This is a genomic window from Shewanella sp. H8 (genome assembly GCF_040285065.1).
GTDB lineage: Bacteria > Pseudomonadota > Gammaproteobacteria > Enterobacterales > Shewanellaceae > Shewanella > Shewanella polaris.
Genome location: NZ_CP157213.1, coordinates 1,736,186 through 1,752,912, shown reverse-complemented (window position 1 = coordinate 1,752,912; position 16,727 = coordinate 1,736,186). Strand labels below are relative to the sequence as shown.

General features: G+C 40.0%; 15 protein-coding genes, 1 rRNA gene and 1 pseudogene. 6 read left to right on the top strand and 11 right to left on the bottom strand.

Going from position 1 to position 16,727, the window contains the following annotated elements:
• Positions 1–23: 23 nt before the first annotated feature.
• On the bottom strand, positions 24–728 hold the full coding sequence (locus ABIS04_RS07635) for a response regulator (RefSeq protein WP_137221202.1): 705 nt from the start codon (positions 726–728) through the stop codon (positions 24–26).
• A 2-nt stretch (positions 729–730) separates the two neighbouring features.
• Positions 731–2,230 (bottom strand): ATP-binding protein, encoded by a 1,500-nt coding sequence (locus ABIS04_RS07630; RefSeq protein ID WP_350433072.1) that lies wholly within the window; start codon positions 2,228–2,230, stop codon positions 731–733.
• Between the two features lie 151 nt (positions 2,231–2,381).
• On the opposite strand from ABIS04_RS07630, the gene ABIS04_RS07625 reads away from it, so the two are divergent.
• Together ABIS04_RS07625 and ABIS04_RS07620 are read left to right on the top strand one after the other, a co-directional pair.
• Positions 2,382–2,639, top strand: coding sequence for a hypothetical protein (locus ABIS04_RS07625; protein WP_137221205.1), 258 nt, complete (start codon positions 2,382–2,384; stop codon positions 2,637–2,639).
• A gap of 126 nt (positions 2,640–2,765) precedes the next feature.
• The gene (locus tag ABIS04_RS07620) at positions 2,766–3,131 is read left to right on the top strand and encodes a hypothetical protein (RefSeq protein ID WP_137221207.1); all 366 of its coding nucleotides are present in this window, start codon (positions 2,766–2,768) and stop codon (positions 3,129–3,131) included.
• An 85-nt stretch (positions 3,132–3,216) separates the two neighbouring features.
• Here ABIS04_RS07620 and ABIS04_RS07615 read toward each other — a convergent pair whose 3' ends face one another.
• The gene (locus ABIS04_RS07615; RefSeq protein ID WP_350433071.1) at positions 3,217–5,709 is read right to left on the bottom strand and encodes an EAL domain-containing protein; all 2,493 of its coding nucleotides are present in this window, start codon (positions 5,707–5,709) and stop codon (positions 3,217–3,219) included.
• Between the two features lie 225 nt (positions 5,710–5,934).
• Positions 5,935–6,798, bottom strand: a complete 864-nt coding sequence (htpX, locus tag ABIS04_RS07610) for a protease HtpX (RefSeq protein ID WP_350433070.1) — start codon at positions 6,796–6,798, stop codon at positions 5,935–5,937.
• 267 nt (positions 6,799–7,065) lie between these two features.
• On the opposite strand from htpX, the gene pepE reads away from it, so the two are divergent.
• Positions 7,066–7,773, top strand: coding sequence for a dipeptidase PepE (gene pepE, locus ABIS04_RS07605; protein ID WP_350433069.1), 708 nt, complete (start codon positions 7,066–7,068; stop codon positions 7,771–7,773).
• A gap of 97 nt (positions 7,774–7,870) precedes the next feature.
• On the opposite strand, the gene ABIS04_RS07600 is transcribed toward pepE, so the two are convergent.
• On the bottom strand, positions 7,871–8,293 hold the full coding sequence (locus tag ABIS04_RS07600; protein ID WP_350433068.1) for a VOC family protein: 423 nt from the start codon (positions 8,291–8,293) through the stop codon (positions 7,871–7,873).
• Between the two features lie 99 nt (positions 8,294–8,392).
• Between ABIS04_RS07600 and soxR the strand changes: the two genes are divergently transcribed.
• Positions 8,393–8,836, top strand: coding sequence for a redox-sensitive transcriptional activator SoxR (gene soxR, locus ABIS04_RS07595; RefSeq protein ID WP_350433067.1), 444 nt, complete (start codon positions 8,393–8,395; stop codon positions 8,834–8,836).
• Between the two features lie 416 nt (positions 8,837–9,252).
• On the opposite strand, the gene ABIS04_RS07590 is transcribed toward soxR, so the two are convergent.
• Positions 9,253–9,699, bottom strand: a complete 447-nt coding sequence (locus tag ABIS04_RS07590) for an Hsp20 family protein (RefSeq protein WP_137221220.1) — start codon at positions 9,697–9,699, stop codon at positions 9,253–9,255.
• A gap of 370 nt (positions 9,700–10,069) precedes the next feature.
• Here ABIS04_RS07590 and ABIS04_RS07585 point away from each other — a divergent pair, with 370 nt between their 5' ends.
• Positions 10,070–10,300, top strand: a complete 231-nt coding sequence (locus ABIS04_RS07585) for a phage shock protein B (protein ID WP_137221222.1) — start codon at positions 10,070–10,072, stop codon at positions 10,298–10,300.
• Between the two features lie 84 nt (positions 10,301–10,384).
• Here the strand turns inward: ABIS04_RS07585 and ABIS04_RS07580 are convergent, their stop codons facing one another.
• The 4 genes from ABIS04_RS07580 to ABIS04_RS07565 form a co-directional block, all read right to left on the bottom strand.
• Positions 10,385–11,509: an ABC transporter permease gene (locus tag ABIS04_RS07580; RefSeq protein ID WP_140233938.1), complete on the bottom strand. Its 1,125-nt coding sequence runs from the start codon at positions 11,507–11,509 to the stop codon at positions 10,385–10,387.
• 3 nt (positions 11,510–11,512) lie between these two features.
• On the bottom strand, positions 11,513–14,269 hold the full coding sequence (gene rbbA, locus ABIS04_RS07575; protein WP_350433066.1) for a ribosome-associated ATPase/putative transporter RbbA: 2,757 nt from the start codon (positions 14,267–14,269) through the stop codon (positions 11,513–11,515).
• Between the two features lie 15 nt (positions 14,270–14,284).
• On the bottom strand, positions 14,285–15,310 hold the full coding sequence (locus ABIS04_RS07570) for an HlyD family secretion protein (RefSeq protein ID WP_140233936.1): 1,026 nt from the start codon (positions 15,308–15,310) through the stop codon (positions 14,285–14,287).
• Between the two features lie 539 nt (positions 15,311–15,849).
• Entirely contained in the window at positions 15,850–16,092 is a 243-nt protein-coding gene (locus tag ABIS04_RS07565; RefSeq protein ID WP_350433065.1) for a hypothetical protein, read from the bottom strand.
• Positions 16,093–16,168: 76 nt separating this feature from the next.
• Between ABIS04_RS07565 and ABIS04_RS07560 the strand changes: the two are divergent.
• Positions 16,169–16,452, top strand: a pseudogene (locus ABIS04_RS07560) (transposase); the annotation flags it as partial.
• A 115-nt stretch (positions 16,453–16,567) separates the two neighbouring features.
• Here ABIS04_RS07560 and rrf read toward each other — a convergent pair.
• Positions 16,568–16,683, bottom strand: a 5S ribosomal RNA gene (gene rrf, locus ABIS04_RS07555).
• Positions 16,684–16,727: the final 44 nt, after the last annotated feature.

Below are 16,727 nucleotides of genomic sequence, written 5' to 3'. Positions count from 1 at the left end.
TCATATTCTACTAAGTAGAAGAATTACTCTACTTTATAACCCACTCCATAAATGGAGTGTAATAACTCTTTTTGTTTACTCGCTTGAGCTAATTTATGACGTAGATTTTTCACATGACTATCAATGGTACGTGAACTAACAATACGATCGTCAACATAACAAACCTGCATTAGACTATCCCGAGAATGCACGACTCCAGGTCTTTTCATCAAAGTGTGCAATAATCTAAATTCAACGGGTGTTAATTCAACGTCTTGCTGATCGACATGACATTTAAAGCGTTCAATATTTATCTGCAAGTGCTTATAACTAATCGATTGTTCACTTTGATTACCGTGAGTATTTTCAACTCTTCTTAAAATCGTTTTAACTCGAGCGACGACTTCCCGAGCTGAAAATGGTTTACAAACATAATCGTCAGCCCCAAGCTCTAAGCCCATTAAACGGTCTATTTCATCAACCCGTGCTGTAAGCATCAATACTGGCAGCATTGAAAATTGCCTTAATTCACGACAAATTGTTAAGCCATCTTTATAGGGCAGCATAAGGTCTAAAATCATAAAGTCGATTTGTTGAGATTTTATGGTTTCAATCACATCACGACCATCATGCTGTACTAAAGTATTAAAACCTTCAAGGGTTAAAAAATCGACCAAAATCTGGGCGATTTTGGGTTCGTCTTCCACCACTAATATGGTTAATGGTTGTTGATGAACATGTTCACTCATACTCACTCCCTATGCGTAGGTAATCGAACTTCAATACAAAGTCCACCCAATAATGATGGCTTAGCTTTAATGGTGCCATCATGGGCTTCGACAATGTTTTTACAGATGGTCAAACCGAGACCAGCCCCGCTACCTCGACGAGTACGAGCACTGTCTTGGCGATATAATGGTTCAAATAAATGTTCGCATTCTTCAACACTGGCACTGGGTTTTGTATCGTTGATAGTTAATATAACCGTTTTGGCTTGCTGCGATAATTGTACGTCAATTGTTCCTGGAGAGTCAGTGTAGGCCATAGTATTCATTAACAAATTAATAAATAATTGTTCAAGGCGATGCACATCAGCAGATAAATATAAGTCTGCCTTAATCTGACTTTGTATCATTAAGCCTTTATCTTGTGCACTAGCAGCAATGCTATTAAGCGTGCTTTGTAAAGATTCACTGACGTTAACTCGTTGAAAATGATAACGCAACCCGCCAACATCTGATAAGGATAATTCATACAAATCATCGACTAAGTGTTTCATCCGTAATACTTCTTGTTCAAGTGACATTAACTGAGTGTGATCAAAGCTTCTTATCCCTGCTTTAATGGCATCAATCTCCCCACATAAAATACTTAACGGCGTCCGTAATTCATGAGAAATATCTGCTAACCAACGATTTTTGGCACTGCGGTTTTTCGATAATGTCATTGCAAGATGATCAATATTAGCCATTAACTGGCCTAATTCATCGGCACGAGTTGGTGTAAGACGCTCATCATAATTACCTTGCGATAAATACGACACACCCAACATAACTTGTTTAACCGGAATAAGTAAAAACCGTGATAACCACCAAGCAATTGTACTGGCAAGCAGTAAACACAATAAACCAATCCACAAACTGGTCCAACGTTGTTGCTGAGAAAATGCCGTAGCCGATGATGATTCCACCTGTCGAATAGGTTTACTGTATAAATAACCCACGATGCGACTATCTAGTACCAAGGGTAAGCTTATACGGTCATCGGCATAATCAATGTCAGCCCCAGCTATAAACTGTAGATCTGCAGAATATAACCCAGTGGGTGGACCAGAATGTTGTGCATCAAGCGTTGGCCGTTGTCTAGGAGGGCCCAAACGAGACTCAGGTCCCATTGGGGGACGTTTATTGGCAGGCCTTGGTGGTCTATGTGCCCCATCATCTGGACGGTTATTTCTTGGAAACGGTGAATTTTGGGCAATGGTTTGTATTAATAACGTTTGATTAATCGATTGCCAGACCAATGTGGATTGTTGCTCTTTTTCAACTGCGTTATCGATTTGTGAACCATTGCTGTCAGCATAGAGAGTTAATAAGTCATCAGATAAGTGCTGTAAACGCTCTTGTTCTAAACCATTAATATAATCTAAAAACCCTTGGTCAAAACTCCACCTCGCTAATGATAACGTGGCAATAAGTACAATACTTGTGAGGCCAACAAAGGCCAAAAAGAGTTTTTGAGATATTTTCATAAAACACAGTATAACCAGCTATATAAACGCAAACTAGTCGCAAAAAAATAACTAATTCTAAACTCCTTAAAATCTGCACAATTACTTCACATTGTTGGGTTATATTGTAAAAATTATATTGTAATACATTACCTAGCATAGGACTGTTATCATGACCCTTAACCCAATTAGTATTGGTATACTTACCCTTAGTTTATTCACATCAGCAGCTGTTTATGCCAATCCCCATGATGGCAAGCCACCTAAAGAAGCCATTGAAGCATGCGCTAATAGTGCAGAAAACGACCAAGTTAGCTTTGAAACTCCTCGAGGTGACACAATAGAGGCTACCTGTACGTTAATGGATGGCGAACTAGTTGCGGTACCCGCTGGTGGACCAGGCGAACGACCAGAAAAATCACGCAATTAATCTTTACATAAGCGAAGGTTAATCATCATTATGATAACAATGTGATTAACGGCACAATAAATGTTGCATGGTTTGAACTGATCAGCAATTTCTTTCATAATGAAAAGCCAACACCAAGGAGCCGATATGCAAGTAAGCAGTGGTAACACCATGACGCAAATGTCATCAACTGAAAGTGCCCAAAGACCTCCTCGTCCAGACGGTCCACCTCCACCACCGCCAGGAAGTGTCCCTCCGGGGTTAGAGGATGCCGTTTCATCATTGACTGATGAAGAGCAGGAATCCACTACAGAGATGTTGGCTTCATTATCATCTGAGCAGCAAGACTCATTAAAAGCCATGTTAGATGAGTTAAAGCCAATGACTGATGGTTTGAGTGATGAAGATATTGGTAGCATCTTTTTTGAAGCACTGAGCAGTATTTATAATAGTGACAGCAGTGAAACTGCCAGCAATAGCTCGACGTCAATTCAAGTCGACACTTATGCATAGTACGTCAGTATTTTTGTATTAAAAACAGCCAACGTTATACGTTGGCTGTTTTATTCTGCCTTTTATAAGCTGAATATTATACTCACTATATTGTTTTGTTTTGCGTAAACACGGGTAAAAAATCATTAAGATCTTCCGGCAACCGTGGTTTACTAAACAAATACCCTTGTACCAAATCACAGCCATGGAGCCGCAGAAAATCTGCTTGTTCGGCAGTTTCTACGCCTTCGGCAATTATCTGTAAATTCAAAGCATGCCCCAATGCAATCACTGCTTTTGCAATCGCAGTGTTATTAGGATCATGAGGAATATCCCGCACAAACGACTGATCAATTTTCAACTTGTCAATGGGTAATTTTTTAATATAATTGAGTGACGAATATCCGGTACCAAAATCGTCAATACTCAAGGCTATCCCCATCGCCCCTAATAATTTTAAGTCACGAATAATTGCATCAGGATCTTGCATCATACAAGACTCTGTTACTTCTAACTCTAAATGTTTAGCGGGCAATCCTGTTTCTAACAAAATCGATCGAACTTTATCGACAAAATCATTTCTTTGCAGTTGTAAACTAGCCACATTGACGGAAATGCGTTCAAAAGTTTTTCCTTGAGTCAGCCATTCAACCCCTTGTATACAAGCTGTTTTTAATACCCATAAACCAATATCCCAAATTAACCCAATTTTCTCAGCTAACGGAATAAACTCCCCTGGAGGGATATTACCTAAAACAGGATCGGACCAGCGAATTAACGCTTCAAACCCACAAGGTGACAAATCAGATAATTTCAATTTTGGTTGATAAACTAAATAAAAATCTTTATTAACCAACGCTTGATGCAATGCCGTTTGCAGTTTTAATTGCTCCACTGCCTGCTTGGTCATCGACTCCGTATAAAAGGCATAATTATTACGCCCATTTAATTTTGTACGATGCATAGCAGCATCTGCATGACGTAATAAGCTGTCATGGTCATCGCCATCACTAGGATAAATGGCAATACCCATACTGGCAGTTAAACGCACCGATTGAGAATTATCAAGTATAAATGGCTGCTCAAACACACTACGAATACGGTCAACCGATAAAGTCACTGAATCTGTCCCCATAATACTGGGTAACATCACAGCAAACTCGTCGCCACTTAATCGGGAGAGAACATCAAAATCAGACAATGCATAAGACAGACGCTTGGCAAGCTCAATTAAAATTTCATCACCAATCATATGGCCTAAGCTGTCATTGATCTGTTTGAAAAAGTCGATATCTAAAAAGATTATTGCTAACTGTTTTTTTGCACGGTTAGTATGATTAACTTCTTGTTCAAGTAACGACATAAACTGCATTCTATTCGGCAGTTGGGTCAGAGGATCAAAATAAGCAAGATTTTTAAGTTTTTCTTCATTTTGCTTTTGCGCTGAAATATCGGCAAATACCGCTACATAATATTGAATGAAATTGAGCTTATCGTATACGGCACTAATGGTAATCGATTGCGGAAAGATGGCACCATGTTTACGTCTGTTCCAAATTTCACCATGCCATTTACCTTGAACAAGTAATGTGTTCCACATACGCTCAAAAAAACTCTTGGGATGACGCCCCGAATTAAGCAGTCTTGGATTTTGTCCTAAGACTTCTTCACGGCTATAGCCAGTAATATCCGTAAAAGCCTGATTAATTTCAGTTATCCGCCCATTTCTGTCAGTAATGACCACACCTTCAACCGCATTTTGAAACACATTGGCTGCTAAAACTAACTGCTCTTCAGCCTCTTTGTGTTTGGCAATATTACGAGTCATACCGATAACACCACTTAAATCACCATGGGCATTACGGATCGGCGATTTAATGGTTTCAATCCACACCTTATTGAAATCGATATCAACTTCTTGGCATTCTGATACCACCACAGTTTTACCTGCATTAATCGCTAAATTATCACCCTCGAGAAATTCATCTGCAGTACGCTGATCAAAAAGCTCAATATCGGTTTTACCGACTATTTGTTGTTTTGTTTTCTGCCAAGCCAATTCAACACTTTTGTTACATGCGACATATTGACCGAGAGTATCTTTAACCCAAATATGTTCATCAAAAGCATCAATAAAAGATTGCAAACTAACATCTAGAAGCACTGAACCATGTCTATCTAAGTCAAAGTCGTTTATATGATAACGAATGGCATTACTTAACATATTTGCTATGCGTGTTTGAATTTTTGTTAAAGGCTGGAGCAATGTAACTTGAGAAGATTCAATATTTTTAGCGCTAAAACTGATCACACCAATAATATTATCTTGGGACGAACGAAGAAGTTGATGAAATACGACGGTATCTTGTTTTATTGATTTTTCAGAGTGATATTGTGCAACATTAAAAAGTTGCAATAAATTCGCCTCATGCAGTAATTCGGTTTTTTTATCTATATTATTGCTTGTACAAATAGCTTCAAAACTATTTTCAGCGTTGACTTGGTAAAAAATGATAGCAAGATGAAACTCGACAGAAATATCATTGATTTCGAGCTGCCATTCTCTTAATTTCGCTTGAGAAATAGCTTTTTTCAACATACTACCTTCCTAAATTCGTGTTTATTGAGCAATGTTCGATGCGGCAAGTATAAGGTGTTAATGTGTTATAAGGCGATAATGTGTAAATTATATCAGAACCTATCCTATTAGTTGTATTTAAACAACTAGTACATCAAAAATAACATATTAAACCCACAATAAAAAAGGAGCCAACAGGCTCCTTTGAATATCATCGCGATCAAATAGATGGTAATAGACTGAATATTAGCTATTTTTCAATGCCGCTATGCGTTTTTCCAATGGTGGATGACTCATTAAAAGTTCTGTCATAGAGCGTTTACCATTAATACCAAAAGCAGACATTTGTGCAGGCATTGCACCAGATTCGGGACCTTGACGCAAACGCTCTAACGCAGCAATCATTTTTCCTTTACCCACTAGACGCGCCGAGCCTTCATCAGCTTTATACTCTCGAATACGTGAAAAGTAAGCCACTATTATTGAGGCCAAAATACCAAACAACATATCCAGTACAAAAACTACCGCCATATAGGCAAACATGCCTAAACCTTCGCCTTCATCATCGTTACTGGCAACAAAGTTACTAATAATTCCGGCAACAACACGCGCTGCAAAAATAACAAAGGTATTCACTACACCTTGGATTAAGGTTAAGGTCACCATGTCGCCGTTTGCCACATGACTGATTTCATGCGCAAGTACACCTTCGATTTCATCCTGCGTCATGCCGTAGAGCAACCCTGAACTCACCGCAACTAATGCATTGTTTTTGCTCGGGCCTGTGGCAAATGCGTTCAACTCTGCTGACTGGTAAATAGCCACTTCAGGCATCTTTATAGCTGATTTTTCAGCTAAACGCGCAACGGTTTCAACTAGCCAGCGTTCGGTATGATCACGTGGCTGAGTAATAACCTCACAGCCCATGGTTTTTTTCGCCATCCACTTTGAAATGGCTAAACTGATAAACGAGCCACCAAAACCAAAAATGGCAGCAAATACTAACAATCCACCCATTGTTGAAGTATTCACTCCAAGAATAGACATCACAATTGAGGCAACCAATAAGATGGCGAAGTTGGTTGCGATCAATAAAAATATACGCTTCATTTAAGCTCCTGTAAGGCAATATGCCGATTTTTCATTATTACTATGGAGACATAATATGTCAAAAAATTTAAGTTTCAAGTAGAGTTATATTAAAAATTATTTATGACTCTTATATAGGTATGTAAAACATACAGTTGAATATTTAGCAAACAAGCTCTAGCCACAGATGATTAAATAAAACTCTGCATATTCTGTAATTGATAACCCTGTGTCAGCAACGATTAATCTTTGATAAACTATAATAAATATAACCACAAAGGATTATTCATGGCTATCAATGCACTAATGTTAAGTGCTTCACGTGTTGGCAATTCAACATATCTAACCCATACCGTTGAACTTATACGTCCATTAACTCAACCTGGGCAACAATGGCTGTTTATTCCTTATGCTGGCGTTAGTATGAGTTACGATGAATATTTAACTAAAGTTCAAACGGCACTTGAACCACTTAACATAAACATCTCTAGTATTCATCAATTTGCCGATCCCAAACAAGCGATCCAAGATGCGGCAGGGATTTTGGTTGGCGGTGGCAATACATTTCAATTACTTAACGAACTGTATCGATATGACCTTATGCATTTAATCCGCGAGCGAGTTGAAAATGGCATGCCATATGTGGGATGGAGCGCAGGTTCAAACATTACCGGTTCCAGTATTCGTACTACTAACGATATGCCCATTGTTGAACCACCCTCTTTTACTGCCTTAGGTATACTACCGTTTCAATTAAATCCTCATTACACTAATTACCAAATGCCGGGTCACAATGGTGAAACTCGTGCACAACGCTTATTAGAATTTACGATAGTCGATCCATTAACCCCGGTTATCGCCATTCAAGAAGGCAGCGCACTGTGGCGTCAAGATGATACATTACAGCTAATAGGTAACGAAGTGGCTTACTTATTCCATGGAAAGCAACAGGAAATAGAAATTGCTGTTAACAGCGATTTGTCAGACTACCTATAATAGTTTTCTGCTACGCCTCATAATGATGTGAATTGTCATTAGCACAAATAAACCCGTTATACTTGGTAAATAAGTCCAACGGGTTTATATCCATTAGTTATTCACTAACGTATTGATTTCTTTCACTCGGGATATCGGTTAAATACTCGATAAACTCCACTTCAAATCCATTAGGGTCAATAAAATAACGACTTTTATAAGCAAGATTTTCAGCCCCCATAATGGCAACGTCAAACCCCACCAATGCTAACCGTGTCACTAACGCATCGATATTATCCACCACATAGGCAAAGTGAGCTAAACCCAAAGCGTTACTTTTAACATCACGAATCTGACCTGTACCAGAGTCATTCAATGATAAATAATGGTAATCATCTCCAAAATGTAACCATTTCCTTGGTGTGCCATGCCAAGTGGACTCACCTCCTCCACGCACTCGCCAATGGGGAAATGCTGCTTGATAAAAAACCAATGTTTCCTCTAAATCATTTACCACCAAATTTAAATGTTCTAATCGCATTACGTATCTCCTTATGATTAATGCTACATAGCTTAATACCTCAGGTTAACTTGAGGTAAAGCGCTAATTTTGCCAAAATAATAAAAATTTGAGGTGTATATGTCAGAAGAAGCAGTATTGAGTGTTGGCCAAGTGGCAAAACGTTGTGGAATGAATGTTTCGGCGATTCACTTTTACGAACAAAAAGGCCTGATAAAGAGCTGGCGAAATCCAGGTAATCAGCGGCGCTACCCACGAGAAGTGATAAGACGAATTTCACTGATAAAAGCCGCTCAGCAATTAGGGATCTCACTCGATGAAATACGCCTAGCCTTTGCCAGCCTGCCAAATGGAAGAACTGCCACTAAACAAGATTGGATAAATTTATCTAACCTTTGGAAGCAAACCCTGACGTTGCGAATTCCCAAGATGCAAAAATTGAAAGATTCACTCGAAGGCTGCATCGGTTGTGGTTGTTTATCCATGCAAAACTGCCCACTGTATAATCCCGATGATATTCTTGGTGAACAAGGCCCCGGTCCGGTATTGTTAAATAAAATATAAAAAAGCCTAGCTTCAAAAGAAACTAGGCATCCGCAAAAAAAGCGTAAATAGGGGAGATAAAATAACGGATTAGGAACACGGCTTAAATGATAATTAACACTTAAGCCGCTAAGTTTATAAACCTAGGGCCTGTTGACCTTTCAAGGTTGGTTTTGCAGCGAATTGTTAGTCATTTGTACAAGGCAGAGACTTTGTGGTGTAGTTATTCTACATAAAAAGTCGATAACGCAGTAAAAATGACCAACAAACACTGCCCGAAGGGTTCGGCTAAAAACGTTTTACTCTTTGTTGAGTTACTCTTCGTTAAGTAAAAGTAACTTAGATTGCTAGGCAGCAATCCGCTCGCCTCGATTAAAACGTTTTTATCTCGAACAAAATTTAATCTGCAAAGCTCAACAGACCCTAGCAATAACAGCCTAACTAAGCGTATTGGTTGTGGTGATATCAATTTTACGAGGTTTCATTGCCTCTGGGATTTCACGCACTAAATCAATATTCAATAGCCCGTGTTCTAATTCCGCACCGATTACTCGTACATGATCCGCTAATTGAAAAGTACGTTCAAACCCACGCTCTGCTATGCCTTGATGAAGGTATTTCCGCTCATCACTATTAGGTGATTTATTACCTTTAACCAACAGGTTGTCGCCTTCACTCATAATATCTAATTCTGACATTGCAAAACCTGCAACAGCCATGGTGATGCGATAACGATTCTCACCTAAAAGCTCAATATTATAAGGAGGATAACCACTGTTTGTATTACTTGCAGCGGCATGTTCCGCAAGTTGTGCTAAACGATCAAAGCCGATTGCACTGCGGTAGAGAGGGGTTAAATCTGGAGAAATATTAAAATTACGCATGTTCATATCCTTGTCTAAAGCAATATGTAAAAATGACCACTTTATATATTTAGTGGTGTAATGTTTTTCACAGCCCTTTCGGCACTGTGGTAGCAAGTTTACTGAAACCTCAATCGAGCATTTCGTTAATCATTCCTGCTACAAAATTAGATATATGGACCGCCTGTAATATATCAAGTGTTGCCAGTAAATTATTTATCTAGTTGTTATTGCGCGTTAATCATCATGAATAAAATCAATAGCAAAATAATCGTTAATTTCTAGTACTATGGATTAATATTGATTTCACACTGATGACTTTTGTCACTGGTAATTTTGTTTTAAACCGTCACAATAATAGACAATAAATAAAGATAAATAAGGACACATTATGAACCCAGCAACAATGGTATTATTAATCCCTATATTGGCAATTTTAGGTAGCTTTATTGTTAGTATAATGAAGCTGAAGCAACGACAATCGCATACGACTGCAGAACAAGAAACTAACAATAAAGCACTCCACGATGAAATTAACGCCCTGCGTCAACGAATTGAAGTACTTGAACGTGTTGTTACCGAAGATGCTTATGACCTAAAGCAAAAAATTAATAACGCTTAATCAAATGACCGACATAACAAAGCCACCGTATTGGTGGCTTTGTTATTTAAAAACGTTGCTAGTCATTAAACTCGTTAAAGCCTACTACTGACTAACGGCAATTGAGCGGCGGAAAAGTGCAAGGCTGCAAACAAAAAAGATAACCCCTAATCCAATGATATTGAGTAACTCTGGCCACACAATACTAATATCGGCACCGCGAAACACAACTGCCTGAGAAAAAGCCATAAAGTGACGCGAAGGGAAAATCCATGTAAACGGTTGAATGATGTCTGGTTGGCTCTCAATCGGAGTGATCCCCCCCGAGAGTAACATCATGGGTATTATGACAATCATCAAAAGAAGTGCAAACTGTGCCATAGTACGGGCAATGGTACCGAGAAAAATCCCAATAGATGCAGCTGCAAATAAGTAGATGGTCGTACCGCCAAGTAATAACCATCGAGACCCAGCAATGGGTACATCTAATACGGTTTCGACCATGAAGAACAGTGACAACGAAAATGCAACCAACACTATCAATCCGTTAGCCCATACCTTTGACATGATAATTTGAAACGAAGTCAATGGCATCACAAGTAAATGCTCAATGGTGCCATGCTCACGTTCACGCAATAATGCTGCGCCAGTCAGTATAATAGCCAATAAGGTTACATTATCGAGCAGAGCACCGATTGAGCTAAACCACGTCATTGTTCCATTAGGGTTAAACGCCCGCCGCTGGACTAATGTCACTGGATAAGTTGTCGTTTCGTTAGAGCGATTAACAAAAAAGTTAACTTCCTTGGTTATGATGCTTTGAATATAACTGTTACCTAAGCTCGCTTGAGTCACTGCGGTAGCATCTACATCTATCTGTACACTAGGTAGGCGCCCATTACGTACGTCAGCTTCAAACCTAGGTGGAATAGTAACCACAAACATAAAGCGATCTTGATCCATTACTTGGTCAACCTCAGTAGACGAAATTTGCTCGGCTAAATTGAAATAAGGCGGATAGAAAGCGTTGGCAATGTTGCGAGAAAGCATTGAGTGGTCTTCATCAACTATGGCAATAGACGCATTATTAACTGACTCGCTGATGGCTGTTGACCGCGAATAAATCTGAGCGCTGAAGAGGAAAACGATAAGCACTACCATTACCCCGTCACCTAGAACGCTACGTAACTCTTTAGTACCGAGCCAGAAGATGTTACTCCAAGTTTTCATCAATTAAGCCTCCTGTTTTTTCAAACATACTGCAGCTAACACGACAAAGATAGGGCCGTAAATCGATAACATCATTAGGTCGCCTGTTAGGGCAAAGAAACTCAATCCTTTAGTAAATGCAGCAACACTCAAATGCATGTAATAGGTAGCAGGCCACATCATACCGATAATATATCCACCGCCTTCCAACGTTGATGTTGGCTGAACCAGTCCAGAGAAAAGCGCGGTTGGCAATAGTGACACAATCGTGGTGGCAAAAACGGCGGTAACCTGAGTTTTGGTCAGCGCTGAAACAACTAGCCCAATACCTGTTGAAGCGCAAACGTAAAAAAATGCTCCTACGGTGAGGCCAAGTAGACTTCCTTTCAACGGTACTTGTAACAAAAAAACCACCAAGAAAGTCAAAATAAAAAAGTTAATCATACCAATACCGATATAAGGGATTTGCTTACCAATCAGGTATTCAAATTTATTGGTTGGCGTAACATAAAAGTTGGTAATGGTGCCGACCTCTTTCTCACGAGAAATACTCACGGCCATCAAAATGGCAGGAAAGAAAAGCAACAGCAAAGCGGGCGTTTTAGGCCCAATGGAATAAATACTCTCAAAAGAGGGGTTATAACGATAACGTGATTGGAGATCGACTTTATACAAAGCACTTGCATTAATACCAGCATCTGTCGCTAATTGTGTAAGATATCGAATATAACCGCCAGTGACATATCCCTCGATTGTGCCGGCTCTGGTAGTATTAGCGCCATCAATCCATGCAGAAATACTGGGTATCTCGCCTTTTTTTAAATCATGGCCAAAACCTGCGGGAATTTCTATCGCTAGGGTTATATCATTAGACTGAAGACGCCTTTCGAGTTCATCCTTGCTTTGTAACGCTGGCCTTTCGATAAAATAATGTGATCCTTGAAAGTTACTTATATACTGGCGACTCTCAGGTGTATGGTCAAAATCAAGCACCGCAAAAGTAAGATCCTCAATATCTAAAGATATACCATAAGCAATAACAATCAATAAAATAACACTGCCAAAAAAAGCAAAAGCCAAGCGTATCTTGTCACGCATTACCGCCATCATTTCAAGATAACTGTATGCCAACAACCTAGATAAACTAAAACCATGCTGCTTTACTTTAGTTGGCTGTGAATCAGTTAACCTTGATGATTCTCCAACTTGCATAGAATCCAAAACGGTAGGTTCTTCAGTAGTTGTTCCAATCGCTTCTTCCAGATAACTGATGAATGCCTCTTCGAGTGAGGCTGCACCTTTGGCCTCTACTAGATGTTGCGGTTCATCATAAACAAGTACTTCACCAGCATGCATCAGAGAAATACGATCACAACGCAAAGCTTCATTCATAAAATGGGTAGAAATAAATATGGTCACTTTATCTCGACGTGATAACTCAACAAGTAGCTCCCAAAACTCATCGCGGGCGACGGGGTCTACACCTGAAGTAGGTTCGTCAAGAATGAGCATTTCGGGCTCGTGAATAACCGCAACAGCAAGTGAAAGACGCTGACGGATACCAAGTGGTAACGATGAAGCAAGCTCATCCATTTGATTGCGCAGCCCAAAACGGTCAACCAGTGTATTTATACGTTCTGTTGTCTTTGATGGTGAGAGATGAAACAAGCGGGCATGCAAGGTTAAGTTTTGTGAAACAGTTAATTCGCCATATAGCGAAAAAGCTTGTGACATAAATCCGACACGCTTGCGCATTTCCAGATCGTTCGCATCTACAATCTTACCGAATAAGAAAGCCTGACCTTCAGATGCAGGCAAAAGACCTGTTAGCATTTTCATCGTAGTGGTCTTGCCACAACCGTTAGAGCCAAGAAAACCAAAAATCTCGCCAGCTTGAATTTCAAAGCTAACGTTGTTGACTGCTGTAAAATCCCCGAAACGTCGCGTTAACCCCTTGGCAATAATAGCTGGTGATGCTTCCGTTTTGTTAAAAGGTGGGATAACAAGCTCTTTACCACTTCCCCGTTTTTCTTCAGGAAGCAGCCGCACAAACGTTTGTTCTAAATTTTTGGAGTTTGTTTTGATTTTTAGTTCCGCTGGTGTACCCGTATCGAGAACATGTCCAGCATCCATGGCAACCAGCCAATCAAACTCTTCAGCTTCGTCCATGTAAGCAGTAGAGACAATCACGCTCATGGTTGGCCTTTCACTACGGATCGCTTTGATTAATTGCCAAAATTGTCGTCTAGATAACGGGTCTACGCCCGTTGTTGGTTCATCCAATATCAATAGATCAGGATCATGAATAAGCGAACAGCAGAGCCCAAGCTTTTGTTTCATGCCACCAGATAACTTACCTGCTGGCCTTGATAGGAAAGCATTAAGTCCCGTTGCTTTAGTCAAGCGATCGATACGCGTTTTACGCTCAGAAGATCCTTGACCAAATAACTTGCCAAAAAAATCTAAGTTTTCGGCGACACTCAGCTCGCTATAAAGGTTCTTACCCAGACCTTGGGGCATATACGCAATACGAGGGCCAACTTCGGAGCGATGACGTGCCGAGGACATATCACCACCAAGCACCTCAAGGCTACCATGCTGCAATTTCCGAACCCCCGAAATAAGTGCTAGCAACGTCGACTTACCAACACCATCGGGACCGAGCAGGCCAACCATCATCCCAGAAGGAATGGTCAGTGACACATCTTCGATAGCATTCACTTTCTTATAGGTATGTGAAACACCCTTAATGCAGACGATAGGATAATCTTGTTGGTCCATGGTACTGCACCCACATTAGTTATTATTGACTGAGACGGGTTCGGCTTCCGGTGGTAATTTCTGAAGAAAGTCCGGCCACGGAGCAGGATTTTCTCCGGATTTAGTTGTCAGACGAATGTAAGCTACTCCACGCACCCCAGTCTTTACATCATCAATATGGCTCTTCACTAAATCTTGTGGGATACGCACCTTGACGCGAAACATAAGCTTTTCGCGTTCACTGAGAGTTTCAACCTGTTTTGGTGTAAATTGGGATTCGGGTGACACAAAACTGACTGATGCCGGAATAGCGAAATCTAAGATATCCAGTTTAATTCGAGCCTCAGCACCGATGGCAATATTATTAGCCTGGGCTGACGGTAAAAAAACTTCCATATACACATCGGCAAGGTTCACTACAGTCAGAACTTTACCACCACTCCCTAGGACTTCTCCGGGTTCGGCAAGTCGATAAATAACTCTACCAATAACAGGTGATTTGAGAACGCAATCGTCGATTTGAGTCTGGATCTCTGTAGTACTAGCTCTTACAGCGTCAACCATACGTTCTCGGTACACAAGTCCTGCTTTGGCGGCCACTAAGGCTGCTTTGGCAACGGCAACCTGGCTTACACGAGTATCATAGGTTTCTTTGCTGATGTGATTATTTTTTATCAGTTCCTGTGCGCGATACAACTCTTGTTCAGCCAATACCAGTTCAGCCTTTGCCTGCTCTATGGCTGCCAAAGCTGATGCAACTTGGCTTTCAGCGCTGGCGACGTTTGCCTCTGCACCGATTAGCTGAGCTCGCAATTGATCAGTATTGATTTTAGCGACAACCTGTTCAGTTTGAACAAGGTCTCCCTCTTTCGCTAAAATGGTATCGACTCGCCCAGCTATTTTAGTTGATATATCAACCTCTACAGCTTCAATTCTTCCGTTACCGGAGGCGAATCCAGCAGCCAATGGTTGTACTTGAAAATATTGCCATAGAGCCCAACATGCAGCGATGACAATTACTAAAAGGCCACCATATATTGCTTTCTTCATAGTGTTATTCATTGTCTAAAAATCCTTCTTTCTGTAACAATAACCATTGTTTCAAAGCCGGAAACCAACTGCGCGTCGTCTTCAGCTAAAAGTATCCAATATCTTCCACTAAGTTGAATCAACTATCTTCATTATATGCCTATTAAATGACTATATCGGACCGTTGAACAATTAAATAATCGGCCAAGAAAGCCTAGATATGCAAAAATCTGTTATACATAAAATGAGGAGAGATAACAATGCGGTGTAATTGACCAAGCACCAATCAAAACGGAAAAACCATCCGGTGCGAGATTGTAAAACTGTCATCCTCACAGATAAATCCAGATATAATTTGTCGATGTTTTTATTTTACTCGCAATATCTGCAATTGATAATAATTTTACTCAGTAGCTAGCTTTAATCAAACCTAACACTACTAAAACAGTAAATAAGATCATAAACCTAACCAAATTTTGTAACAACGAGTTCAGTTAAACTTTGATATAGATCTCATTATTAGCTTAAAGCGATCAAGTAACTAGAGTTAACACGAGCTAAACAGAACTATCTTATTCAACTTGATTAAGCATTTTACCCAACAACCTATCTAAAAGTTCTATCTCATAAACCGAAAAATTTACCAGTAAGCCACGCTGTATTTCTAACCATTCTATTACTCCATTTTCGATACGTTTCTTCCATACACCAGTAAACCAGTAAACCAGTAAACCAGTAAACCAGTCCATGTGAGCACATTTATCGTTAATAAAAGCAACACCTAATATCGTGCCAGCACCCTCTAGTCGTTTCATTAATCCTATTACTTGCCTAGAAGGCGCAGAACTCACGCTGAACTATGTGGCAACACTTGAAGCAAACCATTCGGATAGATATGCGCTTGTTATCATAGATGGCGCGGGGTGGTATACGGATGATATAGCCAAAGACTTCAATAATTTATCGGTCCTAAATTACCACCCTATTCTCCAGAGCTAAATCCAATAGAACAGGCATGGCAATGGCTAAGACAGCACTGTTTAGCCAATAGGTGTTTTGAAGGTTATAACGATATTGTTGAGCAGTATTGCAGTGCTTGGAATACGTTTATTCAGTGCAAGGACAGAGTAAAAAGTTTGTGTACAAGAGACTGGGCTAATATGGGCAAAGTCTAATGCGGATTGGTATTATGTTCAGATAAACCAAGCCCTAATTTCAACTAATTGCAGATGTAAAAAAGCCCGCTACATAGTAGCGGGCTGTTTCACGACTCTTTCAAGTCAATTAGGCGCCTGGAAATGACCTACTCTCACATGGGGAGACCCCACACTACCATCGGCGATACTGTGTTTCACTTCTGAGTTCGGAATGGGATCAGGTGGTGCCACAGCTCTATGGTTTCCAGACAAATTTTGCTTATCTAACGCATTATTCTTGATGCATTAAATAA

Excerpts from the sequence above, each read along its gene's own strand:
- ABIS04_RS07620 (WP_137221207.1), top strand. The coding sequence starts at position 2,766 with ATGCAAGTAAGCAGTGGTAACACCATGACGCAAATGTCATCAACTGAA.
- ABIS04_RS07565 (WP_350433065.1), bottom strand. The coding sequence starts at position 16,092 with ATGAAACGACTAGAGGGTGCTGGCACGATATTAGGTGTTGCTTTTATT.
- pepE (WP_350433069.1), top strand. The coding sequence starts at position 7,066 with ATGGCTATCAATGCACTAATGTTAAGTGCTTCACGTGTTGGCAATTCA.
- ABIS04_RS07625 (WP_137221205.1), top strand. The coding sequence starts at position 2,382 with ATGACCCTTAACCCAATTAGTATTGGTATACTTACCCTTAGTTTATTC.
- rbbA (WP_350433066.1), bottom strand. The coding sequence starts at position 14,269 with ATGGACCAACAAGATTATCCTATCGTCTGCATTAAGGGTGTTTCACAT.
- ABIS04_RS07615 (WP_350433071.1), bottom strand. The coding sequence starts at position 5,709 with ATGTTGAAAAAAGCTATTTCTCAAGCGAAATTAAGAGAATGGCAGCTC.
- ABIS04_RS07600 (WP_350433068.1), bottom strand. The coding sequence starts at position 8,293 with ATGCGATTAGAACATTTAAATTTGGTGGTAAATGATTTAGAGGAAACA.
- htpX (WP_350433070.1), bottom strand. The coding sequence starts at position 6,798 with ATGAAGCGTATATTTTTATTGATCGCAACCAACTTCGCCATCTTATTG.
- ABIS04_RS07590 (WP_137221220.1), bottom strand. The coding sequence starts at position 9,699 with ATGCGTAATTTTAATATTTCTCCAGATTTAACCCCTCTCTACCGCAGT.
- ABIS04_RS07635 (WP_137221202.1), bottom strand. The coding sequence starts at position 728 with ATGAGTGAACATGTTCATCAACAACCATTAACCATATTAGTGGTGGAA.
- ABIS04_RS07630 (WP_350433072.1), bottom strand. The coding sequence starts at position 2,230 with ATGAAAATATCTCAAAAACTCTTTTTGGCCTTTGTTGGCCTCACAAGT.
- ABIS04_RS07570 (WP_140233936.1), bottom strand. The coding sequence starts at position 15,310 with ATGAATAACACTATGAAGAAAGCAATATATGGTGGCCTTTTAGTAATT.
- soxR (WP_350433067.1), top strand. The coding sequence starts at position 8,393 with ATGTCAGAAGAAGCAGTATTGAGTGTTGGCCAAGTGGCAAAACGTTGT.
- ABIS04_RS07580 (WP_140233938.1), bottom strand. The coding sequence starts at position 11,509 with ATGAAAACTTGGAGTAACATCTTCTGGCTCGGTACTAAAGAGTTACGT.
- ABIS04_RS07585 (WP_137221222.1), top strand. The coding sequence starts at position 10,070 with ATGAACCCAGCAACAATGGTATTATTAATCCCTATATTGGCAATTTTA.